Annotated in this window: 27 protein-coding genes; 18 read left to right on the forward strand and 9 right to left on the reverse strand. The window is 52.2% G+C overall.

Features of this window, described 5'->3' with window-relative positions; translation table 11 throughout:
- The first annotated feature begins 17 nt into the window (after positions 1-17).
- The gene (locus HA51_RS10460) at positions 18-656 is read left to right on the forward strand and encodes a bifunctional 4-hydroxy-2-oxoglutarate aldolase/2-dehydro-3-deoxy-phosphogluconate aldolase (protein ID WP_039335335.1); all 639 of its coding nucleotides are present in this window, start codon (positions 18-20) and stop codon (positions 654-656) included.
- 96 nt (positions 657-752) lie between these two features.
- Here HA51_RS10460 and purT read toward each other — a convergent pair whose 3' ends face one another.
- Complete coding sequence (gene purT, locus HA51_RS10465; protein ID WP_084934456.1) at positions 753-1,931, reverse strand: formate-dependent phosphoribosylglycinamide formyltransferase; 1,179 nt, start codon at positions 1,929-1,931, stop codon at positions 753-755.
- A gap of 161 nt (positions 1,932-2,092) precedes the next feature.
- Here purT and HA51_RS10470 point away from each other — a divergent pair, with 161 nt between their 5' ends.
- On the forward strand, positions 2,093-2,734 hold the full coding sequence (locus tag HA51_RS10470) for a tellurite resistance TerB family protein (RefSeq protein ID WP_084934457.1): 642 nt from the start codon (positions 2,093-2,095) through the stop codon (positions 2,732-2,734).
- Between the two features lie 117 nt (positions 2,735-2,851).
- Positions 2,852-4,915, forward strand: coding sequence for a prolyl oligopeptidase family serine peptidase (locus HA51_RS10475; protein WP_084934458.1), 2,064 nt, complete (start codon positions 2,852-2,854; stop codon positions 4,913-4,915).
- Here HA51_RS10475 and exoX read toward each other — a convergent pair.
- Together exoX and HA51_RS10485 are read right to left on the reverse strand one after the other, a co-directional pair.
- Positions 4,909-5,577 carry an exodeoxyribonuclease X gene (exoX, locus tag HA51_RS10480; RefSeq protein WP_084934459.1) on the reverse strand — a complete coding sequence of 223 codons (669 nt, stop codon included), beginning with the start codon at positions 5,575-5,577 and terminating at the stop codon, positions 4,909-4,911. The two genes, HA51_RS10475 and exoX, sit on opposite strands and share 7 nt — an antisense overlap.
- A gap of 7 nt (positions 5,578-5,584) precedes the next feature.
- Positions 5,585-5,815, reverse strand: a complete 231-nt coding sequence (locus HA51_RS10485) for a DNA polymerase III subunit theta (RefSeq protein ID WP_084934460.1) — start codon at positions 5,813-5,815, stop codon at positions 5,585-5,587.
- 153 nt (positions 5,816-5,968) lie between these two features.
- Here HA51_RS10485 and copC point away from each other — a divergent pair, with 153 nt between their 5' ends.
- The 5 genes from copC to HA51_RS27195 all read left to right on the forward strand — a co-directional run bounded on the left by copC (position 5,969) and on the right by HA51_RS27195 (position 8,988).
- Entirely contained in the window at positions 5,969-6,346 is a 378-nt protein-coding gene (gene copC / locus HA51_RS10490) for a copper homeostasis periplasmic binding protein CopC (protein WP_084934461.1), read from the forward strand.
- Positions 6,347-6,349: 3 nt separating this feature from the next.
- Positions 6,350-7,231, forward strand: coding sequence for a copper homeostasis membrane protein CopD (gene copD, locus HA51_RS10495; RefSeq protein ID WP_084934462.1), 882 nt, complete (start codon positions 6,350-6,352; stop codon positions 7,229-7,231).
- Between the two features lie 29 nt (positions 7,232-7,260).
- Positions 7,261-7,608 carry a YebY family protein gene (locus HA51_RS10500; RefSeq protein ID WP_084934463.1) on the forward strand — a complete coding sequence of 116 codons (348 nt, stop codon included), beginning with the start codon at positions 7,261-7,263 and terminating at the stop codon, positions 7,606-7,608.
- Between the two features lie 778 nt (positions 7,609-8,386).
- The gene (locus tag HA51_RS10505; RefSeq protein ID WP_084934464.1) at positions 8,387-8,713 is read left to right on the forward strand and encodes a hypothetical protein; all 327 of its coding nucleotides are present in this window, start codon (positions 8,387-8,389) and stop codon (positions 8,711-8,713) included.
- A 107-nt stretch (positions 8,714-8,820) separates the two neighbouring features.
- On the forward strand, positions 8,821-8,988 hold the full coding sequence (locus HA51_RS27195) for a hypothetical protein (protein WP_169718783.1): 168 nt from the start codon (positions 8,821-8,823) through the stop codon (positions 8,986-8,988).
- A 42-nt stretch (positions 8,989-9,030) separates the two neighbouring features.
- Here HA51_RS27195 and HA51_RS10510 read toward each other — a convergent pair whose 3' ends face one another.
- Positions 9,031-9,309: a DUF6388 family protein gene (locus HA51_RS10510; protein WP_084934465.1), complete on the reverse strand. Its 279-nt coding sequence runs from the start codon at positions 9,307-9,309 to the stop codon at positions 9,031-9,033.
- Between the two features lie 512 nt (positions 9,310-9,821).
- Here HA51_RS10510 and HA51_RS10515 point away from each other — a divergent pair.
- Positions 9,822-10,469: a metallophosphoesterase gene (locus HA51_RS10515; RefSeq protein WP_084934466.1), complete on the forward strand. Its 648-nt coding sequence runs from the start codon at positions 9,822-9,824 to the stop codon at positions 10,467-10,469.
- Positions 10,470-10,472: 3 nt separating this feature from the next.
- Here HA51_RS10515 and rsmF read toward each other — a convergent pair whose 3' ends face one another.
- From rsmF to yebS, 3 genes are all read right to left on the reverse strand, one after another.
- Positions 10,473-11,897 carry a 16S rRNA (cytosine(1407)-C(5))-methyltransferase RsmF gene (rsmF, locus tag HA51_RS10520; protein ID WP_084934467.1) on the reverse strand — a complete coding sequence of 475 codons (1,425 nt, stop codon included), beginning with the start codon at positions 11,895-11,897 and terminating at the stop codon, positions 10,473-10,475.
- Positions 11,898-11,971: 74 nt separating this feature from the next.
- Positions 11,972-14,605 (reverse strand): PqiB family protein, encoded by a 2,634-nt coding sequence (locus HA51_RS10525; protein ID WP_084934468.1) that lies wholly within the window; start codon positions 14,603-14,605, stop codon positions 11,972-11,974.
- Positions 14,574-15,818 (reverse strand): membrane integrity lipid transport subunit YebS, encoded by a 1,245-nt coding sequence (gene yebS / locus HA51_RS10530; protein WP_084934469.1) that lies wholly within the window; start codon positions 15,816-15,818, stop codon positions 14,574-14,576. Before yebS ends, HA51_RS10525 begins: the two co-directional genes overlap by 32 nt.
- Positions 15,819-16,035: 217 nt before the next feature.
- On the opposite strand from yebS, the gene HA51_RS10535 reads away from it, so the two are divergent.
- The 4 genes from HA51_RS10535 to htpX all read left to right on the forward strand — a co-directional run bounded on the left by HA51_RS10535 (position 16,036) and on the right by htpX (position 20,472).
- On the forward strand, positions 16,036-16,536 hold the full coding sequence (locus HA51_RS10535; protein WP_084934470.1) for a GAF domain-containing protein: 501 nt from the start codon (positions 16,036-16,038) through the stop codon (positions 16,534-16,536).
- 96 nt (positions 16,537-16,632) lie between these two features.
- On the forward strand, positions 16,633-17,313 hold the full coding sequence (gene proQ, locus HA51_RS10540; RefSeq protein ID WP_084934471.1) for an RNA chaperone ProQ: 681 nt from the start codon (positions 16,633-16,635) through the stop codon (positions 17,311-17,313).
- Positions 17,314-17,332: 19 nt separating this feature from the next.
- Complete coding sequence (gene prc, locus HA51_RS10545) at positions 17,333-19,372, forward strand: carboxy terminal-processing peptidase (RefSeq protein ID WP_084934472.1); 2,040 nt, start codon at positions 17,333-17,335, stop codon at positions 19,370-19,372.
- A gap of 218 nt (positions 19,373-19,590) precedes the next feature.
- Entirely contained in the window at positions 19,591-20,472 is an 882-nt protein-coding gene (gene htpX, locus HA51_RS10550) for a protease HtpX (RefSeq protein ID WP_084934473.1), read from the forward strand.
- A gap of 45 nt (positions 20,473-20,517) precedes the next feature.
- Here the strand turns inward: htpX and HA51_RS10555 are convergent, their stop codons facing one another.
- Positions 20,518-21,900: an MFS transporter gene (locus tag HA51_RS10555; protein WP_084934474.1), complete on the reverse strand. Its 1,383-nt coding sequence runs from the start codon at positions 21,898-21,900 to the stop codon at positions 20,518-20,520.
- 192 nt (positions 21,901-22,092) lie between these two features.
- Here HA51_RS10555 and kdgR point away from each other — a divergent pair, with 192 nt between their 5' ends.
- Complete coding sequence (kdgR, locus tag HA51_RS10560; protein ID WP_084934475.1) at positions 22,093-22,884, forward strand: DNA-binding transcriptional regulator KdgR; 792 nt, start codon at positions 22,093-22,095, stop codon at positions 22,882-22,884.
- A 37-nt stretch (positions 22,885-22,921) separates the two neighbouring features.
- Here kdgR and HA51_RS10565 read toward each other — a convergent pair whose 3' ends face one another.
- Entirely contained in the window at positions 22,922-23,158 is a 237-nt protein-coding gene (locus HA51_RS10565) for a YobH family protein (protein WP_084934476.1), read from the reverse strand.
- Positions 23,159-23,376: 218 nt separating this feature from the next.
- Here HA51_RS10565 and HA51_RS10570 point away from each other — a divergent pair, with 218 nt between their 5' ends.
- From HA51_RS10570 to cspE, 4 genes are all read left to right on the forward strand, one after another.
- Positions 23,377-23,655, forward strand: coding sequence for a YebO family protein (locus tag HA51_RS10570; protein ID WP_084934477.1), 279 nt, complete (start codon positions 23,377-23,379; stop codon positions 23,653-23,655).
- 18 nt (positions 23,656-23,673) lie between these two features.
- Positions 23,674-24,678, forward strand: a complete 1,005-nt coding sequence (locus tag HA51_RS10575) for an MBL fold metallo-hydrolase (protein WP_084934478.1) — start codon at positions 23,674-23,676, stop codon at positions 24,676-24,678.
- Between the two features lie 530 nt (positions 24,679-25,208).
- On the forward strand, positions 25,209-25,283 hold the full coding sequence (locus tag HA51_RS26925) for a DUF2627 domain-containing protein (protein ID WP_128599124.1): 75 nt from the start codon (positions 25,209-25,211) through the stop codon (positions 25,281-25,283).
- 83 nt (positions 25,284-25,366) lie between these two features.
- Complete coding sequence (cspE, locus tag HA51_RS10580; RefSeq protein ID WP_034828712.1) at positions 25,367-25,576, forward strand: transcription antiterminator/RNA stability regulator CspE; 210 nt, start codon at positions 25,367-25,369, stop codon at positions 25,574-25,576.
- The last annotated feature ends 47 nt before the right edge of the window (positions 25,577-25,623 follow it).

Here is a 25,623-nt window from a genome sequence, read left to right on the forward strand (position 1 = left end):
GCAACCAAGGAAACGTGATGAAGAACTGGAAAACAAGTGCTGAACAGATCATGACAACGGGCCCCGTTGTACCGGTGATCGTAGTCAACAAACTGGAACATGCGGTGCCGATGGCGAAAGCGCTGGTGGCCGGTGGTGTGCGGGTGCTGGAAGTGACATTGCGTACGCCAGTGGCAATGGATGCACTGCGTGCGATGATCAAAGAAGTGCCGGAAGCGATTGTAGGTGCGGGCACCGTGATTAATACTCAGCAGTTGAAAGAAGTCACCGATGCCGGTGCCCAGTTCGTCATCAGCCCTGGTTTAACAGAACCCTTGTTGAAAGCAGCGGTGGAAGGTCCGGTGCCATTGATTCCCGGTATCAGCACCGTTTCCGAGTTGATGCTGGGTATGGATTATGGCCTGCGCGAATTCAAGTTCTTCCCGGCTGAAGCTAATGGCGGGGTCAAAGCCTTGTCAGCGATTGGCGGCCCGTTCCCGCAGGTGCGTTTTTGCCCAACCGGCGGTATCTCACCAGCCAACTACCGTGACTATCTGGCGCTGAAAAGTGTGCTGTGCATCGGTGGTTCGTGGTTGGTGCCAAACGATGCACTGGAAAGCGGCGACTGGGATCGTATTACACGTCTGGCGCGTGAAGCGGTTGAAGGCGCGAAATAACGGATTTACCAGAGTGCGAAATGTGACGCGTACTATAAGGGCGGCTGGAGCCGCCCTTAAACGCTGTCAGTTACCCTTTACAGGTGAATGGCAGGATTAGCTTTCAACTTTCACTGCTGCGGCACTCGCGACAGCACGCGCGATAGCATCATCAGTATTCTCGCCGGTTGCCAGCGCGACGCCGAGACGACGTTGACCGGCAATTTCAGGCTTACCAAACAGGCGCAGTTGCAGACCGGCACCTAAGGCCGCTTCGATATTTACAAACTGCACGTTTTGGCTATCCAGCTGCGGCAAAATCACCGCCGATGCTGCCGGGCCATATTGACGAATCCCGCCAACAGGCAGGCCAAGGAAGGCGCGCACATGCAGCGCAAACTCTGACATATCCTGAGAGATCAGTGTCACCATGCCGGTATCATGTGGACGCGGTGAGACTTCACTGAACACCACTTCATCACCACACACAAACAGCTCGACACCAAACAGACCATAACCACCCAGCGCTTTGACCACCTTCGCGGCGATATCTTGTGCGCGTTGCAGGGCTAATTCAGTCATCTGTTGTGGCTGCCAGGATTCACGATAATCGCCATCTTCCTGACGGTGACCAATCGGTGCACAGAAGTGAATGCCATCGACCGCGCTAATGGTCAGCAGGGTGATTTCGAAATCAAACTTCACCACGCCTTCCACGATGACGCGACCGGCACCGGCACGACCGCCTTGCTGTGCATAATCCCAGGCTTTATCCAGCTGGCTGGCTTCACGAATGAAACTCTGGCCTTTGCCGGATGAACTCATTACCGGCTTCGCGATGCACGGGAAGCCAATCTCATGTGCGGCAGCGACAAAATTCTCTTTGCTGTCAGCAAACTGATAAGTTGAAGTGGGTAAGGAGAGCTCTTCTGCTGCCAGACGGCGAATACCTTCGCGGTTCATGGTCAGGCGCGCAGCACGGGCGGTTGGCACCACTTTCTGGCCTTGAGCCTCCAGTTCCAGCAATTTTTCGGTGGCGATGGCTTCGATTTCTGGCACCACAAAATGCGGCTTCTCCAGCGCGATTAACGCTGCCAGCGCATCGCCATCCAGCATATTGATCACATGGCTGCGATGGGCAACGTGCATCGCAGGCGCATCGGCATAACGATCCACCGCGATCACTTCCACACCCAGACGCTGACACTCCAGCGCCACTTCTTTGCCCAATTCGCCTGAACCTAACAGCATCACACGCGTTGCGGCAGGACGCAGCGCAGTTCCTAGAGTCGTCATAATTTCACCTTAGCAGTCAAAATGCGCGCGCAGTATAAACGAAAACGTTTGCGTACTCACGCATTCGCCTCAAACAGGTTTGCCATACTTTTCCCGCTCTGACGTTACCTGACACAAGCTGCGGCAGCATGGAATGCGGAAACTTAAACAGGAGTTAAACGATGAATAATTGGCTGCAGCAGATCCAATCCGTGCTGGCGAAAAAAGGTGGGGACGGGAAATCAGGTGGATTGAGCGATATGTTAGCACCCGGTGCGCTTGGCGGTCTGGCAGGATTATTAGTGGCCAGTAAATCTACCCGTAAACTGCTGACCAAATATGGTGGCAAAGCGCTGCTGGTTGGCGGTGGCGCCGCTGCGGGGGCGGTGCTGTGGAACAAGTACAAACAGCGGGTGCGCGAAACCCATCAGGATGAACCCGGTTTTGGTCAATTACAGACGCCGGTTGATCAACGTGCAGAGCGGTTGGTCACGGCATTAGTGTTCGCGGCCAAAAGTGATGGTCACATTGATGAACGCGAGCATGCGGCGATTGGGCAAAACATTCATCAAGCCGGTTATAGCGCCCAGGCAGAAGCCTTGATCCAACAAGCGATGAATCGTCCTCTTGACCCACACTGGTTGGCGGCGGATGTTAAAAACGAAGAGGAAGCCTTAGAACTCTATTTCCTGAGCTGTGCCGCCATCGATGTGGATCACTTTATGGAACGCAGCTATCTTTCCGCGTTGGGTGATGCCTTAAAGATTCCGCAAGACGTGCGCGAGGGGATTCAACGAGATATTGAAAGCGAGAAAGCCGCGTAACCCTGATTGAGAGGCAGGTTATCGCTCTCATTTACACATCATGTGCGCTGATGCTTGGCTTCCCGCGTGATAAGTGCCACGCTTGCTGAATGTTGTTTTTCAGGGACAGGAGCCACAATGCATCAGCCACAAGCGAAAAAAATCCCCCACGTGATGAATCTGCACGGTGAAACGCGCACCGATAACTACTATTGGCTGCGCGATGATGATCGTGAAAATCCCGAGATTCTCGACCACCTGCATGCCGAAAATGCCTACGGCAAGGCGATGATGGCATCACAAGACGATTTACAGCAGCGGGTGCTCAAAGAGATCATTGACCGTATTCCCGCACAGGATCACTCGGTGCCTTATGTGAAGAACGGCTACCGTTACCAAAGTCGTTACGAAGTAGGCAATGAATACCCGATCTATTTCCGTCAATCGGTGGACGCACCTGCTGATGAACCCTGGCAATTGCTGATCGATGGAAACCAGCGAGCATCGCACAGTGATTTCTATACCATGGGCGCACTGGCGATTACCCCCGACAACCAGGTGATGGCGCTGGCAGAAGATTATCTGTCACGTCGTCAATATGGCATCCGCTTCCGCAATTTAGAGAGTGGCAGTTGGTATCCAGAAGTGTTAAGCGATACTTCCTCCAGCGTGGCGTGGGCGAATGATTCCCGCACGCTTTATTACGTACGCAAACATCCAAAAACGTTGCTGGCTTATCAGGTGTGGCGTCATGAGCTGGGCCATCCACAATCTGACGATCAGCTGGTGTATGAAGAGAAAGATGAGAGTTTCCATCTTAGCGTGCATAAAACTACGTCAGAGCACTTCATCTTGATTGCCATGTACAGCACCAACACCAGTGAAATTCAGCTGATCGATGCTGAGTATCCCGATGCGCAGCCACAGGTATTTTGTCCACGCCGGCGCGACCATGAATACAGCATCGATCACTACGATCATCATTTCTATATCCGTTCCAATCGTGAGGGTAAAAACTTCGGCCTGTATCGCAGTGCCTGGCTGGCGGAAAATCGCTGGCAGGCATTGATTCCGGCGCGTGACAATGTGGTACTGGAAGATTTCCAGCTGTTCCGCCATTGGTTGGTGGTGGAAGAGCGCCAGCGTGGCGTTAACACGCTACGCCAGATCAATTGGGAAAGTGGAGAAAGCATAGGGATTGCCTTTGACGATCCCGCTTATGTCACTTGGCTGGCCTACAACCCTTCGCCGGAGAGTGACACGCTGCGCTACGGTTATTCGTCGATGACTACGCCAACCACGCTGTTTGAACTCAACATGGAAACCGGTGATCGCCGAGTACTGAAACAAACGCCAGTGCCGGGTTTCACTTCCGACGACTACAAAAGTGAACACCATTGGATTACGGTTCGTGATGGCACTGAAGTCCCCGTTTCGCTGGTTTATCACCGCAAACACTTTAAGCCAGGCAGCAATCCCTTGCTGGCTTACGGCTACGGTGCGTACGGCAGCAGTATGGATGCCAGTTTCGGCACCAGCCGCATCAGTCTGTTGGAGCGCGGTTTTGTCTACGCGATTATCCACGTGCGCGGCGGCGGGGAGCTAGGGCAGCAGTGGTATGACGATGGTCGCTTAAAACATAAGATGAACAGCTTCACCGACTTCATTGATGTGACGGAAGCGCTGGTAGCGAAAGGCTATGCCAATCCGCAGCAGCTGTATGCGATGGGTGGCAGTGCGGGAGGGCTATTGATGGGCGGTGTGATCAACCTTGCGCCAGAATTGTTCCACGGTGTGGTGGCGCAAGTGCCGTTTGTTGATGTGGTCACCACCATGCTGGATCCGTCAATTCCGCTGACCACCGGCGAATACGATGAATGGGGCAACCCGGAAGAGGCGGAGTACTACCACATCATTCGCCAGTACAGCCCGTATGACAACATCGAAGCCAAAGCCTATCCGCATCTGCTGGTCACCACCGGATTGCACGATTCTCAAGTGCAGTATTGGGAACCGGCGAAGTGGGTAGCAAAACTGCGCGAGTTAAAAACCAATGACACGCTGTTATTGCTCTGTACAGAGATGGATTCTGGGCACGGCGGTAAATCAGGGCGCTTCAAAGCTTATGAAGGGGTCGCTCAGGAATTTACCTTCCTGATTGGTCTGGCGCAGGGCAGTTTGCCAGACCGCATCGATTATTGATCGCTCTTAACATACTTGCGTAGCGCCTGCCGCAATGGCGGGCGCAAATCGCGCACATTTTCCAGCACCCAGCGTAAGTAGCCGGGATCTTTGCGGGCAATGCTGCCAATGATCTGTCCACGATACTTACCAAACGGGAAGACATCGCCGCTGACCTCCGCAGGCTGGCAGCGACTGATCATCTCACTGGTGCTCCAACCTGATGTTTCCATAATGCGAATCAGCAGTGCGGCAGTGACGTAGCAGTCATAGAGTGCACGGTGGGCGTGCAATTCACTCGGTGGCGTGACATCTAGCTTCAAGCTTTGGCGCAGTGCCTGATTTCCGTATTTGATGCCGGGCCACAGCTGGCGTGCCAGTGTCATGGTACAGATCCATTCACCGGGCATGATGGGCAACATCCGACGGTCAAAGCTGGCATTGTGTGCCACGTAATGCGGGCTGCCGTGATAGCGGCCAATCGCTTCTTCAATAGTCGGCTTGTCGGCGACCATCGCTTCCGTGATGCGATGCACGGCCATTGCCTGGCGGCTGATAGGGCGGTCCGGGCAAATCAAATCGCTCATCGGATTGACGATTTGGCCGTCGATCACATCCACTGACGCAACTTCGACCACGCCGCCTTGCAAGCCACAGGTTTCGGTATCGATAACGCGTAACATAGATTAATTACTTCTGTTTGGGTTCATAGGGCAGGCGAGAGAGGCTGAGCGATGCCTGACGATAGCCCATCAAGCGCTGACGGAACCATTCGCGCAGGGCTTCCGGTTGCTCACGCTCGACCATTTCGGCAATCACCGGCATGTTGTAGCGCTCTTTGAAAGCCACTCCGGCGGCGGCCAGATCAACGTTCACTTTGTCTTTCTCTTCCTGCGACAGCAGGGCAAGGTTTTGGCTCATGCATTTCTCCTGATAAACAGGGGCAAAAGTAATGGTTTCCCCTTTACGGATCAAGGAAATTGGATCGCATCGCAAGTCTCGACACGCTTTAACCAGCGGCGTATCCTGCTGCCACGTTGACGGCGCTTGGCCGCATCAAAAAGGGAAGAAGTGATGAAGAAAACTGCGTTAAACCGAGTTGTGGCGCTGTTACTGGCGTCATCTGCGTTAGCATTCAGTCAGTTTGCACTGGCACATGCCCACCTTAAAACTCCGGTCCCTGCGGATAAAGCGGTGGTTGACGGTTCTCCACAAAATTTGACCCTGACCTTTACTGAAGATGTCGAACCGGCCTTCAGCGGTGTGGAAGTGCTGAATGTGCAAAACCAGCCGGTGGCAGTGGAAAAGGCCAAGCTTAATGATAAGCAGCACGATCAACTGATTGTCCCTATCAGCAAGCCATTACCATCCGGCCAATACCAGGTGAACTGGCATGTGCTGTCTGTGGATGGCCATAAAACCAAGGGAAGCTACGCGTTCAGCGTGAAGTAACCAATGGGCTTGAGTACGTTGTGGATTGCGCTGCGCGCCCTGCATTTTCTTGCCGTGCTGTTGCTGGCGGGTAGTGCGTTCTACACGGCTCTGCTGGCACCGCGGCGTTATCGTCCGGTGCTGGCACAACGCTTACATCGAATTTTAGTGACCACAGCGCTACTGAGTCTGATCAGTGCGCTGTTGATGCTGGCGACGCAAACCGGTTTGATGAGCGGCGACTGGCGTAATGTTAGCGATGTCGAAACCTGGCAGGCCGTGTTGAATACCCGCTTCGGTGCCGTCTGGCGCTGGGAGCTGGCCTTCGCACTGGTCAGCATACTGGCATTGCTGTTGCGTGGCATACTGCGTCAACAGATTTTATTGGTCAGTGGGCTACTGCAAATTATTGCGTTAGCCGGAGTAGGGCACGCTGCCATGCGTGACGGCCTGCCGGGTTTGCTGCAGCAGAGTAACCATGCACTCCATTTGATTGCCGCCGCGTTCTGGACCGGTGGCCTGTATCCGCTATTGATACTGATGCGTGAAGCTCGTCAGATCGCTTTCCGCACGGATGCAATTCGTTGCATGATGCGCTTTTCGCGTTATGGACACTTGGCCGTTGCGTTGGCGCTACTGACGGGCGTGATCAATAGCTGGTTGATTGCCGGTTCACCACTGAACTGGCCTGCCACGTTCTGGAGCGCAATGTTAGTAATGAAGGTCATGTTGGTGATGATGATGGTGGGCATTGCGCTCATCAATCGCTACTACCTGGTGCCACGCTTTTACGTTGCTGGCAGCCGGGCACCACAGAATTTTATTCGCCTGACGCAGCTTGAGCTGCTGCTGGCTGTTATTGTTGTCGGACTGGTCAGCGTGTTTGCCACGTTGTCGCCGGCCTGAATTGTGATGAAAGAAAAGATGAGGTCGATATTTTGCTGAAGAAATTGATTCCAGCTTGCGTGCTGATGGCGCTGTGCAGCCAGGCAATGGCCGCGCAGATTATTACCGTCAGTCGTTTTGAGATCGGTAAAGACAAGTGGCCCTTCACGCGTGAAGAAGTGATGCTGACCTGCGAGAAAGACGGTTCACTGTTTGCTATCAACCCGAGCACACTGTTGCAGTATCCACTTAATGATAAAGCCCACGCGCGTGTCGACGCGGGCAAAGGGACACTGCAATCGATTGATACCATCGTGGCAGAAGATAAAGCGCATCCAGGTCAGAAAATGAGCCTGCAGCCGATCGTTGATCGTGCGCAGCAGCTGTGCGGTAAGTAATCACACCAAAATACGGGCGTAGCGCACAATTTTGCCGCTACGCTTGCTTCTCCGATGTGTCAGCACGATCACAGAGTTGGCAGCTTCCTCTTCCTGGCCTCGCGGTTGGCTGGAAAATAATCGTTCCTGAACTACCTTTAAAAGGCAAGGCGAGAAGTCGCCTTCAAAAATGCCAACTTTTAGCGCACGGCTCTCAAAGAGCCATTTCCCTGGACCCGATACAGGAATCGTATTGGGTCTTTTTTTATGCTGATGTTTTATAAGGATTATTTTCAGCAAGTACGAAACTGTCCGAAATTTGTCAGAAATAATTATATCCGAATCAAATCATCACATATTCCTGACCGCGAGAATCCAAGTGCTTTTTGGTCATCGACATACTTTTGCGATCAGTTAATTCTTGTTGACGCGTGTGGTGATAACGCAGTCTGGTGCCGTTTTGAGGCTGGTTGCCCTCGTGCCGCTGACTCGGTACCTTCACGCTATTCGTCTGCATGACGGCCCGGCAGCTGCAGAGGTGCTATGGCCCACACTGATACCAAAGTTCATGACAATAATCACATATCAATATTTAATGCTAAAGCAGTAGTATCCAGGTTCAACCAGGACAATTAACTTCGCAACGAATATCACCGCCTTAACCAACACATCCTTACTCCATTTTTACGTGAATTGCCCGAAATCCAGCCTGTTATTCCCTCAATCGCGTCACGCCTCACATGCTACATTTCCTCGCAGCTAAACGACCAGCCGTACCGGCCTAAACGAGAGTCATAAGATGTTAAAACCTACCAGTCTACTTTTCGCGTTAATGCTTCTTACCGGCTGCGCACTAAAGCAATACCCGCAATCGGCTAAAGTGAGTGATGAAGAGGCGCAAACTTACAGCTGCGCGACGCTTGATCAAGAGATCGCAAAAACCCACAGCGTACAGCAGCAGATTGATAAAACCGGTGAGTTTGATGCGCTGACCGTGATTGGCTTCATCGGCGATTTTGGTATCGGCAACGGTATCGTCAAGGCCAGCGCCAACAAACATGCCGCTGCGCGGTTATCGGAGCTAGAACAGTTAAAAACCGTGCGTTGCCATCACCCAACGGCTTGATGAACCCAAGCCAGCACTGAATATGCGGTCATTTAGTAGCAGTCAGCGTGCTGGAAAAATGGTATAAGAGTGCGCATCGTTTTATTGCCGGTAAATAAGGATTCTTCATGGCAAATGCGCAATATCTTCTCTGGGTAATGATTGGCACCTTAACGCTGCTGTGTATCTTTATTGGTGTGGTGGTTGGTCGGGCGAAAACCCCGCGCGTCGGGTTCGCCACCTTTGCCGGATTGTGGGTGTTTTTCCTGCTGGCTATCTTCTTGCTCTCGCGATAAACAGCCGTCTTTGCCACACGAGTTGTGTGGCAAATCAACAGGCTAGGATGTCGGATGCAGTGCAGCACGATGCTGAGCGATCAGCTGATCGGCCAGATAACGATCCTCTTCATGTTGTGAGATGTAATATTCATAGGGATCGTGCACCCCCAGGCTGTCGATATAATCCAGGTGAGCTTGTTTAACCTCACGATTAATATATTGCACCACCTCCAATCCCAATTCGTCGGCATATACAGGCGCTTTGCTTTTAATCTCCTTAATAAGATCCGCGTTATTACTCATAAACACTTCCAGGTCGATCTTGTAATAGTCTTTCATTCGCTTGCTCCTTTTAAAATCACTTCACTTATAGTTTAGTAAAGCAAAAGGCGAGCAAGTGACTGAAGGTGCGGGAGCAGAGGAGTAGCACAGATTTGAACTTCAACTGTAAGGAAAGTGTAAATAACGCGAATGATAATGATATTTAATATCATTTATCTTGTTCGGAATTGTCTTACTTGGTAAGGTCGTTGCCGTCCCGCACAGAGCTAACGCCTTCACTGAGCGCCGGAGATAAGCGCCGGACGGGACTTTCATCAGGGCTGTAAGGATGCAGCCCTGATGAAAATCTTCCTGCCATCTTATCGAAGCAATTCGCCGTCACCCAACAAACAGCAAATGCACCAAGCGCGCAATCGATTCCAGCAGCAGTAGGCTGCCAAGGAATATAAACACTAACACCCCGATAAATTGTTTACGGCTGCTCATGCTGTTCCCTCCCTTGCCTTCACCTCACCGGACTATACTTTATGCCGGGTTTACTAAACTTCCAGTCAACCGGGAAGGATTACATGTTATACCAAACGCTGAGTGCCAAAACGTGGCGTAACATTTGGGTCGTCGGTGACTTACACGGCTGTCGCGCCCAACTGGATTCGCAACTCATCCTACATGATTTCGATAAAGAGCAGGATTTGCTGCTGTCAGTGGGGGACCTTATCGACCGTGGGCCAGACAGCCCCGGCTGTTTGCAGTTGCTTCAGGAACCGTGGTTCCGCTGCGTACGAGGCAACCATGAGCAGATGGCACTCTCGGCGCTTGAGGGGCAAGACCCTATGCTATGGATGATGAATGGCGGTGATTGGTTCTGGCAGCTGAAAGGTGCAGAGCTGATTGCGGCACGCCACGCGTTGAAGCGCTGCGCCGATTTGCCGTTGATCTTGCACATTGAACTCGCGGATCGGGTTGTGGTGATTGCCCATGCCGACTATCCAGCCAGCCATTATGAGCTGGGTCAGGATGTCGACTGGCATCAGGTGGTGTGGAGTCGAGATCGTCTTGGGCGGCATCATCGTGGTACGTCTGCCAGTATCGAGGGTGCCAGCGATTTCTATTTTGGTCACACGCCGTTGGAACAGCCTTTGAACGTCGCGAACCAGCACTATATCGATACCGGTGCGGTGTTCGGTAATCGCTTAACGCTGGTTCGGCTTCAGTAAAAATTAACGGAACAGACGCCCATCACGCACCAGTTCGCGAGGATAGCTGTTTTTAATGCGGTTGCTGACCTTCTTCGCCAACCCCAGCGGCTGTTGCTGGAACGTGACAATGATTTCATCACGCGTTGGCAGCGCGTCAGGACGTATATCCTGCCCTCGATACCAACTTTCCGCTTCCGCTTCGGTGAGTTCGAAATCTAACGCGCTGCCTGGCTGAGTGAGCGCTACTACCGCTTCATGTTGCCAGCGATAACCTTTTGGGAAGGTTTCAGCCAGCTTCAGTCCAATACGCGAGAAACGCACTCTGCCGAGCCAGCTCTCCAGCGCGGCAGGGAACAGCCACAACTCTTTATCGCGCTCCCACAGCCTGTGATTATCGTCCCACTGTATACCGACTTTGGCTGCGGCTTGCTGCACTTCAGCTGAAAACTTGCGGCTAACAGGCGAGAAGGGCAGTTTACCCACTTTATAGGTTGGCGCAGGCAAGGCAGGGATGCTGGCCGTTTTGCGCAGGCGAGCAACGAAGAAGCCTTCACTGTCGAAGATTTGTGGGAAGACGTGCAGAAAGCCTTCTGGCGTCAACGCTTGCTCAGCACCGACAAACAAGCCATTTAACGGCATAATTTCCACAGCATCTGGGTAGCGTTGCTGCAACCAGGCAATCACCTGCTGATTCTCAATCTGATTCAGCGTACAGGTGGAGTAGATCAAGGTGCCGCCAGGTTGTAATGCATGGAAAGCGCTGTCGATCAGGTCACGTTGGGTCGCGGCGATCTCTTCGGTGCTCGCCAGGGTCCAGTTACGCAGTGCATCGGCGTCTTTGCGCACCACACCTTCGCCGGAGCAAGGCGCATCCAGTAGGATGGCGTCAAACTGTTCTGGCAAAGCAGCGCCGAACACGCGGCCATCAAAGTGGGTTAGCGCGACGTTGCTTACCCCACAACGGCTGATATTGGCATGCAGTACTTTTACCCGACTTGCCGAATACTCATTAGCGAGAATCGCACCTTCATTGCGCATCAGCGCAGCCATTTGCGTGGTTTTAGAACCGGGCGCGGCGGCCACATCCATGACCTGACGTGCGTCTGGTGCAGCGTCAAACAGTGCCGTGACGGGCAGCATTGAGCTGGCTTCCTGAATATAGAACAAACCGCTGAGATGCTCCGCAACGCTGCCCAGTGGCAACGATTCATCGTCACGCTCAATCCAGAATCCTTCTGCACACCAGGGAACCGGCGTCAGACGCCAACCGTAATGCGCCGTGCGTGCCAGAAACGCCTCAACACTGATTTTCAGGGTATTCACGCGCAGGCTGCGTCGCAGCGGTTGTTGGCTGATGGCTAAAAAGCGTTGTAGTTCATCCTCATCAGCGAGGCTGGCGCGCATCAGCGCAAGGAAGTCTTCAGGAAAGCGTTCGGACACGGGCATCTACCGGGTAACAAATTGAGCGCGAAGTGTAACACGTGCAAATAAAACGGGCAGCCCGCAGGCTGCCCGATTGGTTAATTAGGGTCCGGAATGGCCGTTCCCCAACTGCGCCACTCTTTCGGCGCTTCATCCTGCAACAGGAAGTGCTTGTCTGCGCCTGCTTGCGGCGCCAGTGGCACGGTTGGAGGTGTCGCGAACTGAATGCCACCGCGAATGAACTGCTGGAAGGTGCCGGTTTTCACCACGCCACCTATCAGGCCAAAGTCGAGGTTGTATCCAGACGCCAGCCAGAACACCGAGTTATTACGCACCAGATGCTGATATTTCTTGCTGATGCGCAGCGCTATCTGCACGCGGTCGGCCATGTTACCCAGCGACGTGCCGGTGACCGTACCTACTTCTACACCACGGAACAGCACCGGTGTTCCCAGCGACAGCGAACCGGCTTCGGTGGCATCCACGTAGATATTGAGTCCATTAAGGTAACGCGAATCGGTAATGGTGCTTTCCTGCAACTCGAAGGTTCGAGCCTGCGCGCCTTTACCAGGATCCACATTGAGATAAGGCTGCAACAGCGTTTCCAGATGATTGACACCCGCTGGCGAGATTTCCGGCGCGACCACCGAGAAACGGCTGCCGACGCGCGCGAAATCTTGCACATACTCTGGATAAAGTACGGCTTTCGCCACCACCTGATTATTGTCTTTACTCAATGCCAGCGACTCAACTTGACCGACATTGATGCCGAGATAGCGAATGGGCATGCCCGCCGCCAGCTTGCTGGCATCGAAGGTGTGCAGCGTGATCTGGCTACCCACTGCACGTGCGGCGGTTTCTGAAGCATATAGCACGCGCTTCACGCCTTTTGCCGCCTGCGCGCCAGTCAGATTATCAAAGCTGATGGCGCCCTTAAGCGCACGGTTAAGTGGAGAAGCTTGAACCGTCAGGCCGCTGCCGTTCAATTGCACTTTTGCGCCGCCTTCGGCCCAGAACACGCTTTCATTGGTCAGTAACTTGCGATACTGCGGCTCAACATGGACGGAAATCTCAAATGCATCAGCACGTGGGACCACATCTACAACCTCCCCGACCTGGAACTTGCGATACAGCACCACCGAACCCGCCTGTACGTCTGGCAAACTGCTGGCCGTGAGTTTCAATGTTGTTGGTGGCTGATCGCCAATAATACCTTCCTGTGCCCGTTCTGCATCGGCATATAAAGGATAGCGTGTAGAAGGGTTACCTTTGGCACCCGGCACCAGACGAATGCCGCCATCCACCCATTCCCGCGCGCTGGCACCTAATACCTGCATGCCATCAAGACCGAACTTCACGTCAAGACGGCTGTTGACGATGAATTTGCTGTCTGCGTGGACCAGATGGCGATATTCCGGGTTGATCGCCACGGCGAAACTGATGCCGTTTTCATCCAACTGACGGGAGATGATCTGACCAATTTTCATGCCGTAAAGCATCACCGGCTGGCCCGCATCAATGCCATAGGTTTCTGGTGCGCTAAGCTGTACGGTCAGCACATCCGGTTTTTGCAGCAGGGTTTCACTTGCCGGTAACACGGTGAAGTGATCCTGTGCGGGTCCTTCCCCGGGAACCAGTTCAAAGGTGTTGCCGGTCAGCAAGCTGCTGAGATTGGTGTCAGTCAGGCTTAACTTAGGCGCACGCATTTCAATTCGCGTACCGCTGCGCATTAAACCGGTGACGGAAGGATCGACCGTCAGCTCGCCTGTGACTTTCCCGCCCGGTAGCAGGTTAAGTTTGGTCAAGGTACCGACCTCAAGGCCTTGATACATCAAAGGGGTGCTATCGGCTTTCAGGTTATCCCCGCTTGGCAAGTCAAGACCGATCTGCACGCCACGCTGGCTGCGTGCCAGGTCGGGGTAGAGCTGATAGTTTTCGTCACTGTTGGCCTGCTCTCCTTGCTCTGGGGAATCAAAGGCAATCGCGCCATTCACTAACGCAGCCAAACTCTCCAGCTTTACTTTTGCACCGCTTAAGCTGATATCGGCATCCACGCCGGAGACGTTCCAGAAACGACTCTGTTTTTTTACCAGGTTGACGAAACGACGTTCAATCAGCACATCGACGGTCACGCCATCGGTGTTGCTGTTAATGCTGTAGTCATAAACGCGACCCACCGGAATTTTACGGTAATACACCAGCGAACCGGTATTGAGTGAACCCAGATCAGGTGAGTGGAGATGGATCAACAGTTCGCCGGTGTTGACGCGGTATTTAGGCTGAGTATCCAACGCGGTGAAATGCTCACGCGGGTTGCCGCTACCTGGCATCATGCCGATATAGTTACCGCCAACCAACGCATCCAGCCCAGAAACCCCCGCCAGAGAGGCTTTCGGCGTCACTAGCCAGAACTTAGTGTTGTCCTTGAGCGCATCACGCATGTCGCTCTTAATGCTGGCCTTAATTTGGATGCTGTTGTAGTCATCGCTCAGCACGATGCCCTGTACAGTACCGACTTCCACGCCTTGATAACGAATTGGCGTGCGGCCCGGCACAATGCCGTCCGCGGTCTGGAAGTTGATGGTAATGGTGGTACCGCGCTCCTGATAATTGGTCCATAGCAGCCAGCCGGCAATCAGCAGGGCAATAATGGGCAATAACCAGAACGGCGAAATCTTGCGTTTGTTACGCAGATTTGCGCTAGTCGGTGTAGTCGGCGTTTCCTGTTGCATGTGCATCCCAGATCAGGCGGCTATCAAGCCACTCAACAGCCATAATGGTCAGGATGACTGCCGCGCCAAAGTAAAGGGCGGCAGGTCCCATGGTAAAAGCAAAAAGTTGATCGCGATTAACCAGCGACATGGTCATCGCAATCACAAACAGATCCAACATCGACCAGCGCCCCACCCAGGTGACGGCGCGTAACAAGCGGATACGGGTTTTCAGACCTTGTTCACACTTGAAGTGAATGCTGATTAATAATGTCAGCATTACCAACACTTTGGTGAAAGGCACCAAAATACTGGCGATAAATACCACTGCGGCCACGGGAATATTGCCTGAAGCGAGTCCCAAAATACCCGAGAAGATGGTGTCTTCACGGCGCGCACCATTGACGTAAACCACCGAAATCGGCAGCAGGTTAGCGGGGATCAACAACACAATGGAGGCAATCAGCGAGGCCCAGGATTTTTGCAAACTGTGGCGACGCCGGAAATCGAGCGGCGTGTGGCAACGCATGCAGCGCCCGCGCTCATCTGCCACGCCCGTTTGGTGGCAGTTAAGGCACACCTGCCACTCCTCAGGGGGTGAGGTCGGTATTGCCTGCGGATAAAAGTGCTCCCATAGCTGTTCGACGTTGAGGTGGATCAGCGTCAATAAACTCAATACCGTGAGCGCAATATACGCAACCAGACCGTAGCCCACTTCCAGCGCGGCGTAATCCTGCACCTTTATAGAGGCGACCGCCACACCGACCAGATAGATATCCAGCATCACCCACTCTTTCAGTTTTTCCAGCATCAGTAATACCGGACGTAGGTTCATGCCGAGGGCGTGGCCAATCCATAAATAGCAGATGCCAGCAACTAAGGTCACGGGCGCGCCAATGGTACAGAACGCGACCATCGAGGCCGTCAGCACGTTGCCCTGTTGCGCCATCTGGATCACGCCCTCCACCAGGCTGGCGTTGATGCGCATGCCCAGCAGGCGAATATCCACTAATGGCAGACTGAAAGCGAAGGGCATCAGCACGATCATGGTCACGGCCATCACCGTGAGTCGCGTCATTGACCAGTCGCGGCCGCTTTGAATTTTTGCATGGCAGCGCGGGCAGTGAGCCGACTGATGCGATTTCACATCCGGTAAGGAAAAAAGGGTATCGCATTGCGGGCAACGCTGATAACGTGCGTGGGGCAACGTCTGGCTGATAGCGTGAATTTTCATAGGTGACGCAAGTGGCCCATCGTTCGTTACGGTTACCGGCAAGCTGAGCAGAGCAATCTGCCTGCAACATTCTGTGGTCCGAGAAAAATCTTAACCACCGACTGCTAAGGGTATAGTAACTAACACAATGATTCACCTTATGGGGTTGGATTATTAGTGCTTATTTTAACAACTGAGTGACAACAGGGTCACTGCAGTGACGAGTTATGGTTAAACAATGAACAAAAAAGAGTTTTACGAGGATTTGAATCGTGATGTTCGCGCATTATTAGCGGGCGAAACCTCTTTCCTGGCGGCGCTGGGTAATTGCAGTGCGCTGCTATTTGAACGTCTGGAAGGTGTGAACTGGGCAGGATTCTATTTACTGACCGAGCCCAACACGCTGGTGTTGGGTCCGTTCCAGGGCAAAATTGCCTGCGTGCGTATTCCGGTAGGTAAAGGAGTATGTGGCACAGCGATTGCAGAGGATAAAGTCCAGCGCGTTGAAGATGTGCATGCGTTTCCAGGCCATATCGCTTGTGACGCAGCCAGCAACGCGGAAATCGTGATTCCTCTGAAAGTAAACGGCACCTTAGTGGGTGTGTTGGACATTGATAGTACGGTTTATTCTCGCTTCGATAGTGAGGACGAAACGGGGCTGGTGGCCCTTACCGACGGGCTTTGTGAAGTGCTGGCGGGCAGCGACATCGAAAAATTTCTTCAGCTGACGCATAGCTAATCGACTGGATCACATAGCATTTGGCGATGTTGTCATTATAATGTCGCCTGTTCATGCCTGCTCTGGTCGGCAAACCCGTAGTAATCAGGAAATTTCATGGAAAATCAACCTAAGTTGAATAGCAGTAAAGAAGTTATCGCCTTTTTGGCGGAACGTTTTCCGCAATGCTTTAGCGCCGAAGGCGAAGCGCGTCCGCTCAAAGTCGGTATCTTCCAGGATCTGGTCGAGCGCGTTCAGGGTGAAAACAGCCTGAGCAAGACGCAACTGCGTTCGGCCTTGCGTCTTTATACCTCGAGCTGGCGTTACCTTTACGGCATTAAAGCCGGTGCAAATCGTGTCGATCTCGACGGCAACGCCTGTGGCGTGCTGGATGAGCAACATGTAGAGCATGCGCGTAAGCAGTTAGAAGAAGCTAAAGCGCGCGTTCAGGCACAACGTGATCAGCAGAGAGCGAAGAAGCGTGAAGCCGGTGAAGAGACCGCTGAACGTCGCCCGCGTAAACCTGCACCGCGTAAAGCTGCTGAAGGCGAAGCCCCGCGTAAGCCGCGTCCACAGGCTCCGCGTCCAGCTTCTGCTGAACGTAATCCTGCACCGCGCCAGCCGCAAGCGATACCTGTCACTGATACCTCAACTTTGCAGCTCGGCCAGAACATCAAAGTTAAAGCAGGGAAAAGTGCAATGGACGCCACCATTCTTGAAATCACCAAGGATGGCGTTCGGGTGCAACTCGCTTCCGGCATGGCAATGATTGTGCGCGCAGAACACTTGCAGTTCTGAAACGGAGGCTGACCTCGGCATGAACAACATTTTAAAGATCGGTATGATCGCGGGCCTGCTGTTAGCAGGCCCCACCTTTGGCGCAGATAACATTACCCGCGCTGACCAGATTCCACAGTTACATGAAGATCCGCAGCATCCTACCGTTAGTGAGCGCGTCACCTCGCGTTTTACTCGCTCGCATTATCGTCAGTTCGATTTGAATCAGGATTTTTCCGCGAAAATTTTTGATCGCTACCTGAATCTGCTCGATTACAACCATAATGTGTTGCTGGCCTCTGACGTTGCGCAATTCGCTGATAAGAAAACCACTCTTGGCGATGAATTCCGCAGCGGTAAGCTGGATGTCTTTTACGATCTCTATAACCTGGCGCAGAAACGCCGTTTTGAGCGCTATCAATATGCGCTGAGCGTGCTGAACCGCCCAATGAATTTCGCCGGCAATGACACGATTGACATTGACCGCTCAAAATCGCCATGGCCAAAAAGTACCGATGAGTTAAATGCGCTGTGGGATGCCAAAGTTAAATATGATGAGCTGAGCCTTAAACTGGCTGGCAAAGATGACAAAGAAATTCGTGAAACGCTGACCAAGCGTTACAACTTTGCTATCCGCCGCCTGGCACAGAGCAACAGCGAAGATGTGTTCCAGCTGGCGATGACTGCCTTTGCGCATGAAATCGATCCGCACACTAATTACCTGTCGCCTCGCAATACCGAACAATTTAACACCGAGATGAGCCTGTCGCTTGAAGGTATCGGTGCGGTGCTGCAGATGGACGATGACTACACGGTGATCAACTCGATGGTTGCCGGTGGTCCAGCGGCGAAGAGCAAATCCATCAGCGTGGGTGACCGTATTGTCGGTGTCGCCCAGCCAGGCAAGCCAATGGAAGATGTGATTGGCTGGCGTCTGGATGACGTGGTTTCCAAAATCAAGGGACCGAAAGGCAGTAAAGTGCGCCTTGAGATTCTGCCGGCCGGTAAGGGGACCAAAACCCGTATCGTGACGCTGACGCGTGAGAAGATTCGTCTGGAAGACCGTGCGGTTAAAGGCACTGTGCACAACGTCGGTAAAGAAAAGGTTGGCGTGCTGGACATTCCTGGCTTCTACGTGGGCCTGACTGACGATGTGAAAGTGCAGCTGCAAAAACTGCAGAAACAAAACGTCGACAGTATCGTGATCGATCTGCGTACCAACGGTGGTGGCGCACTGACAGAAGCGGTATCCCTTTCTGGCTTGTTTATTCCAAGTGGTCCGGTAGTGCAGGTTCGTGACAACAATGGTCGCGTGCGTCAGGACAGTGATAACGATGGTATCGTTTATTACAAAGGTCCACTGGTAGTGTTGGTCGATCGTTTCAGTGCATCAGCCTCTGAAATTTTTGCTGCTGCCATGCAGGATTATGGCCGTGCATTGATTGTCGGTGAGCCCACCTTCGGTAAAGGCACCGTACAGCAGTATCGTTCGCTTAACCGCATCTACGATCAAATGCTGCGTCCGGAATGGCCTGCACTGGGTTCGGTGCAGTACACGATTCAGAAGTTCTACCGCATCAACGGCGGCAGTACTCAGCGTAAAGGCGTGACGCCTGACCTGCTGATGCCGACAGGTGTGGAAGCGGCTGAAACGGGTGAGAAGTTTGAGGACAACGCGTTGCCATGGGATAGCGTGAACGCGGCGACTTACACCAAAACCGGTGATATTTCAGCCTTGGTTCCACAACTGACCAAAGAGCACGCGGATCGCATCGCGAAAGATCGCGAGTTCCAGTACATCTTGAAAGATATTGCGCGCTTCGATGCGATGAAAGACAAACGCAATATCGTGTCACTCAATCTCGGCCAGCGTGAGAAAGAGAATCATGAAGATGATGCACTGCGTCTGGAGCGTATCAACGCACGCTATCAGGCTGAAGGCAAAGCACCGCTGAAGAGCCTCGACGATCTGCCGAAAGACTATAAAGAGCCAGACCCGTATCTGGACGAAACAGTCAAAATTGCCAATGACATGGCGCAGCTGGAGAAATCCCAACCAGCCGCAGCACAGGCAAAGTAATCGCCTGCTGATTGAAAAGCACCGCTTCGGCGGTGCTTTTTTTTGGAGAGAATCTTTGTTCACGGCGACGAATGAGTGAATTTGCTGGTATCGTTACCAAATGTAAAGTTATGTCTTTTTAGGCACTTAAAGATTAAGGTCGCTTGAAATGCTGCGTAATGAACATAGGATATATATCCGCGCATAAGCGCGAGCACAACTGAGGAAGATTAACGTTTATGATGCGTATTGCGCTTTTCCTGGTCACCAACCTGGCGGTGATGTTGGTATTCGGACTGATTCTGAGTCTGACAGGAATCCAGTCAAGCAGTGTTCAGGGTCTGATGATTATGGCAGGTCTGTTTGGCTTTGGCGGTGCGTTTGTTTCACTGCTGATGTCCAAGTGGATGGCGTTGCGCTCCGTTGGTGGTGAAGTGATAGAACAACCCCGTAACGAGACGGAACGCTGGCTGATGGAAACCATCAGCCGCCAGGCTCAACAGTCCGGCGTTGCGATGCCGCAGGTCGCGATTTACCACGCGCCAGATATTAACGCCTTTGCTACCGGTGCACGTCGTGATGCTTCGTTAGTGGCAGTCTCGACCGGTTTGCTGCAAAACATGAGTCGCGACGAAGCGGAAGCGGTACTGGCTCACGAAATGGCCCACATCGCCAATGGTGACATGATCACCATGACGCTGATCCAGGGTGTGGTGAACACCTTCGTCATCTTTATTTCGCGTATTATTGCGCAAGTAGCCTCTGGCTTCTTGTCTGGTAACCGTGATGGTGAAGAGAGCAGCAACGGCAACCCGATGGTTTACTTTGCGGTCGCGATGGTGCTTGAAATGGTGTTCGGTATTCTCGCCAGCATTATTACCATGTGGTTCTCACGTCACCGTGAATTCCATGCGGATGCGGGTTCTGCCAAATTGGTCGGCCGCGAGAAGATGATTGCCGCGCTGCAACGATTGAAGACCAGCTATGAGCCGCAGGAGCCAAGCAGCATGATGGCATTCTGCATCAATGGTAAAAGCAAATCGCTAAGCGAGCTGTTTATGTCGCACCCACCGTTAGATAAGCGTATCGAAGCGTTGCGTAATGGCGACTATCTGAAGTAATAGGGTAATGAATGAACAAGGGCGCCTGAGGGCGCCCTTGTTGTTTTACGCATCGCTGACCGCGCGTGATTGTGTCATACGTGCCATGCTGACCACGGCGGCGACGGTAGCAAAACTGCCTGCGAGTACCAGCGAAGCGTGAGTGCCACTGTCATTAAACAGGTTGAACATCAGTGCAACCAATGCTGCACCACTGCTTTGTCCTACTAAGCGCGCTGTTCCCAGCATGCCACTGGCGCCGCCACTGCGATTACGCGGTGCAGAAGAAATAATGGTGTGATTGTTAGGCGACTGGAACAAACCGAAACCGGCACCACACAGCATCATGCGCCAGATGATATCCAGATCGGTAGGATGAGTTGGCAGCAGCGCCAGCAGGAACAAACCTGCGGCAAACATCGCCAGCCCCAGTCCACCCAGCAAACCCGCGTGGAACTTCTCAATTAAACGACCGGCAATAGGCGCCAGCACCATAGTAGCCAGTGGCCATGGCGTCAGCAGCAAGCCCGTTGCTACTTCATCCCGACCTAATACGTTTTGTAAGAAGAACGGCAGCGAAACCATTGCCAACATTTGTGCGCAGAAAGAGCAAATTGAGGTGCACAGTGAGAGCGAAAAGATAGGGATACGCAAAAGATCGACGGGCAACAGCGGCACAGGCATCGACAATTGGCGACGGACAAATACTACGCCTACCAGCACTAATGCCACAATTTCACCCAGAATCAACCAGCCATCCTGACCTTGCGAAAAGCCGCTCAATGCGGAAATCAGCAAACCAAAGAACAGTGCGTTCATGACGGCACTCGGTACGTCGAATTTCTGTTGTTTTGATTTCTGCGTGTTATCTGGCAGGAAGCGCAGTGCCAGCCATAGCGCCACGATGCCGAGAGGAATGTTAATCAGAAATAGCCACTTCCAACTGGCGATGGAGAGAATCGCGGCGGCAACAGTGGGGCCCGCAGCACTGGAGACGGCGACGATCAGCGAATTGATCGCCATTCCCCGGCCCAGGAAACGTTGTGGGTAGATAATGCGGATCAGTGCGGTGTTAACGCTCATCAGTGCTGCGCCGCCAAATCCTTGCAGTATGCGCGCCACGGTCAACATATTTAGCGAAGAGGAGAGGGCGCAAAACAGTGATGTGGCGATAAACAGCCCCAGTCCAACTTGGTAGACGCGGCGGTAGCCCAACATATCCCCGATAAAAGAGAGTGTGAGCAGCGAAATAACAATCGCAATCTGGTAGGCGTTGACAATCCAGATAGATTCAGCGGGACTGGCATTGAGTTCACGCGCGATGGTCGGCAGGGCCACGTTAGCAATCGCGCCATCCAGCACCGCCATCATGATACCTAATGCGATAGTAATAATGGCGCCATAACGCTGCGGCACTGGCAAGCCATCCTGAGAAGGTGTAGGGGACATAAAAGGAATAAGTGAAGTAAGTGAATATCATCATGCTAATCAATTTTGTGTTGGAAAGCACCGAATTCATTGACAAAAAATTACGAAGGAATGTGTCCCGAGCACCAGCCGTTGCTGCTACTGGGCTGAAACGCATATACTGGCAATTCTGTTCCGTTTTTTTTGAAACACCGTCAAAAAAGGATATGCGCTATGGCGAGCAGTGATAACGATAAACAGCCAGATTCCGTTTCATCGGTAATGAAAGTGTTTGGCATTTTGCAGGCGCTGGGCGAAGAGCGCGATCACGGTATTACTGAGCTGTCGCAACGTGTGATGATGTCCAAAAGCACGGTGTATCGCTTTCTACAAACCATGAAGTCGCTGGGTTATGTGGCACAGGAAGGGGAAAGTGAAAAATACTCACTGACCCTCAAGCTTTTTGAACTGGGTGCTAAAGCGCTGCAAAACGTCGATCTCATCCGCAGTGCGGATGTCGAAATGCGTGAACTATCGCGACTGACCAAAGAGACCATCCATCTTGGGGCTTTGGAAGAAGATAGCATCGTCTATATTCATAAAATTGACTCACTTTATAACCTACGGATGTACTCGCGCATTGGCCGCCGTAACCCGCTGCATACCACCGCTATTGGTAAAGTGCTGCTGGCGTGGCGCGATCGCAGCGAAGCGGAGGAGATCTTGAGTGAAGTTGAATTCCGCCGCAGCACCGCCAATACGATTGTGACCGCAGAGGCACTGCTCGACGTCCTGCTTCAGGTAAAAGAACAGGGGTTTGGCGAGGACAATGAGGAGCAGGAAGAGGGCTTACGCTGTATCGCAGTGCCGGTGTTTGACCGCTTTGGTGTGGTGATAGCTGGGTTGAGTATTTCCTTCCCCACCATCCGTTTTTCCGAAGAAGCAAAAAACGAATATGTTGCGATGCTGCATCGTGCCGCGCGGAACATTTCCGACCAGATGGGCTACCACCAGTATCCTTTCTGAGACAGTATAACGGGCTGTTGCCAGCCCGTTATATGAATCAATTGTCTACTACTTCGCCACTTTTCTTAAGTAATGGGCAATCGGTTACACCAACGATGCCGCTGTCAGTGTGCAAGTATTGTGCTGTGATCATGCCACGCGCGGTGAGATAGCTACACTGCAATCCCAGTCCTGCTGCATTCTTGTTGCTACCCGTCAACACACCATAGCCCGTAAACAGCATTGCCAACCAGATTACCGCCACTACCATTATCGCTCGAATGAATAGTTTCATTTTTTCTCCTTGTGATACATAACGCAGCTATCCTGAAGTCGCTGCCATTTCTATAGTAGCAGCATGCCGCGTCCTGCCGATTAAATCGATCAGAGATAACTGAAAGCAGTGATGATGCGGGATAATCTGCTTTCCACTGGCAACCATTATCTTTTCCGCACACAACGAGTAGAATCAGCGGCGGTGTAAGTGTTTTATGTTTGACTATAGAGGCAGTTATGAACGAGTTAGCCGCAAATACCAGTCCGCTGTTCAATTATGGCGTTCTGGCCATCATCATTGTTGTGGCCTTTATTGCATGGTTCTTCGTCAACCGTGCCAGCGTGCGAGCCAGTGAACAGATCCATTTGCTGGAAGCGCTGTTAGAAGAGCAGAAAAAACAGAATGCGCTGCTGCGCCGCCTGGCGGATGCACAACAGCCAGCCACAGCACAACAGCAGGAAGAAGAGGATGACGCGGATCAACGTGACTTCATCCGGATGATTCCCGAACGTTAAGTAAAATAGGACGCAGTAATGGCCTGGCAAAATCCCTGGTATGACGCATCACTGGCACATCATACGCCAGAAGGCTTCCGCAACCCGGAAGAGGAGTTGCGTCAGCCTGGGGATTTGCAGCGCTGGCGGCGCGAGCGTAAAGCGGAGAATTTGCCGCGGCCGCCACAGGCCGGATATCCGGCTTTCATTGATAACTGGTGTCAAAGCGCAGATTTAAGTGGCAATGACGATCGCGTTTGGTGGTTGGGTCATGCCGCAATTCTGCTACGCCTTAATCAACGCTACATACTTATTGATCCCGTGCTCTCTTCGCGAGCTTCCCCGTTGCCGTTTGCAGGGCCTGAACGCAAAACACCCGCGCCACTGAGTATCACACAGTTACCTCATCTCGATTTTGTGCTGATTTCGCATAACCATTATGATCATCTCGATCGTCCCACGGTAAAACGCATTGCCCGTCATTTTCCTGCTGCGCAGTTCATCGTGCCGCTGGGGATGGGCGGATGGTGTCGCAAACGCGGTGTGCGCCATGTCAGTGAGTTGGACTGGTGGCAATCTGTCGACGTTTCAGGGTTTACCTTTACGGCAGTCCCTGCCAGACATTGGAGCATGCGCACCTTTTGGGATCGGAATCGCTCACTCTGGTGTGGATGGGTCGTACGCAATATGACGCTGAATTTTTGGTTTTCGGGTGACAGCGGCTACAGCGATAACTTACTTGAGATCGCTAACCGTTTGGGGCCATTTAACCTTGCAGCATTACCCATTGGCGCCTATGCACCAAAATGGTTCATGCGTGGGCAACATATGGACCCGGACCAGGCCATGCGCCTCTGGCAATCAATTGGCCGCCCACTCACTTTGCCGATACATTGGGGAGTGTTTGAATTGGCTGATGATCCGCTGGATGAACCCCCTGCGGCATTGGAGAAAGCGCTGCAGGCAGCGGGAGAGTCCAATAAGGGCTTTATTCCCTGGAGAATAGGGGAGAGCCGTAGCTTGTTGAATATCGACTCAGATTAGTCCTAAGCCTGTTTTGTTAAATCAAGTATCCGGGTGCCGTTTTTTAACATTTAATTGTTGGGTAAATAGTTAAAAATAAGATAACCGCCAAATTGCAGTGCATATATTTGGGGCAAGTGGCGTATTACTTTCCTGATTTTGGTGCAAAATAATTTATGACTTGTACCTAATAAATGGATCTGTACAAGTTTTGCACAATGCACGATTGTTGCATTAGATGTAATTTTTTTGATGGAATATTTTATCTGTGCCATATTAGTGCAATATTTTCTGCGTAATCTAATCTGCTTTAATTGGTATGGTTTTGTCATCCCGCTGCGCTTGACTTGGCGGCCTGATGGCGCTAACTATACTGACTCATAAACGTTTTCGTTTATTGAACCCCGCACTTGTCACTGCACTGTCGGCTAAAATATGTGAGGTTGCAGCCAATAATGTGCGTCGTGTCTATCACCGTTTAAAAATGGCTTGCCATTAATTTGCGGATATGTGATAACGAATCGTGGGTTAAACGAGGTACAGTTCTGTTTATGTATGGCATCTTCAGTAAAGAAGTTACGAGTAAAGACGTTGACGTTGAATTCCGCTTCCTTGCCGAACCTTAAATTAGTGCCTCATTCAGTAATGTCTCTGGTTTCTCTGTAAGACTGCCCTCGGGCAATATAAACACTCTAAGGAATTTGCAAAAATGGCAAAGATTAAAGGTCAGGTTAAGTGGTTCAACGAGTCTAAAGGTTTTGGTTTCATTACTCCTGCTGACGGCAGCAAAGATGTGTTCGTACACTTCTCTGCAATCCAAGGTAATGGCTTCAAAACTCTGGCAGAAGGCCAGGCTGTTGAGTTTGAAATTCAGGACGGCCAGAAAGGCCCAGCAGCAGTAAACGTTACTGCTATCTGATTTCGCTCTCAGACTCGGTGCCATGCACCGCTGACACGAATTGTAAA

It is taken from the genome of Pantoea rwandensis, assembly GCF_002095475.1.
GTDB lineage: Bacteria > Pseudomonadota > Gammaproteobacteria > Enterobacterales > Enterobacteriaceae > Pantoea > Pantoea rwandensis.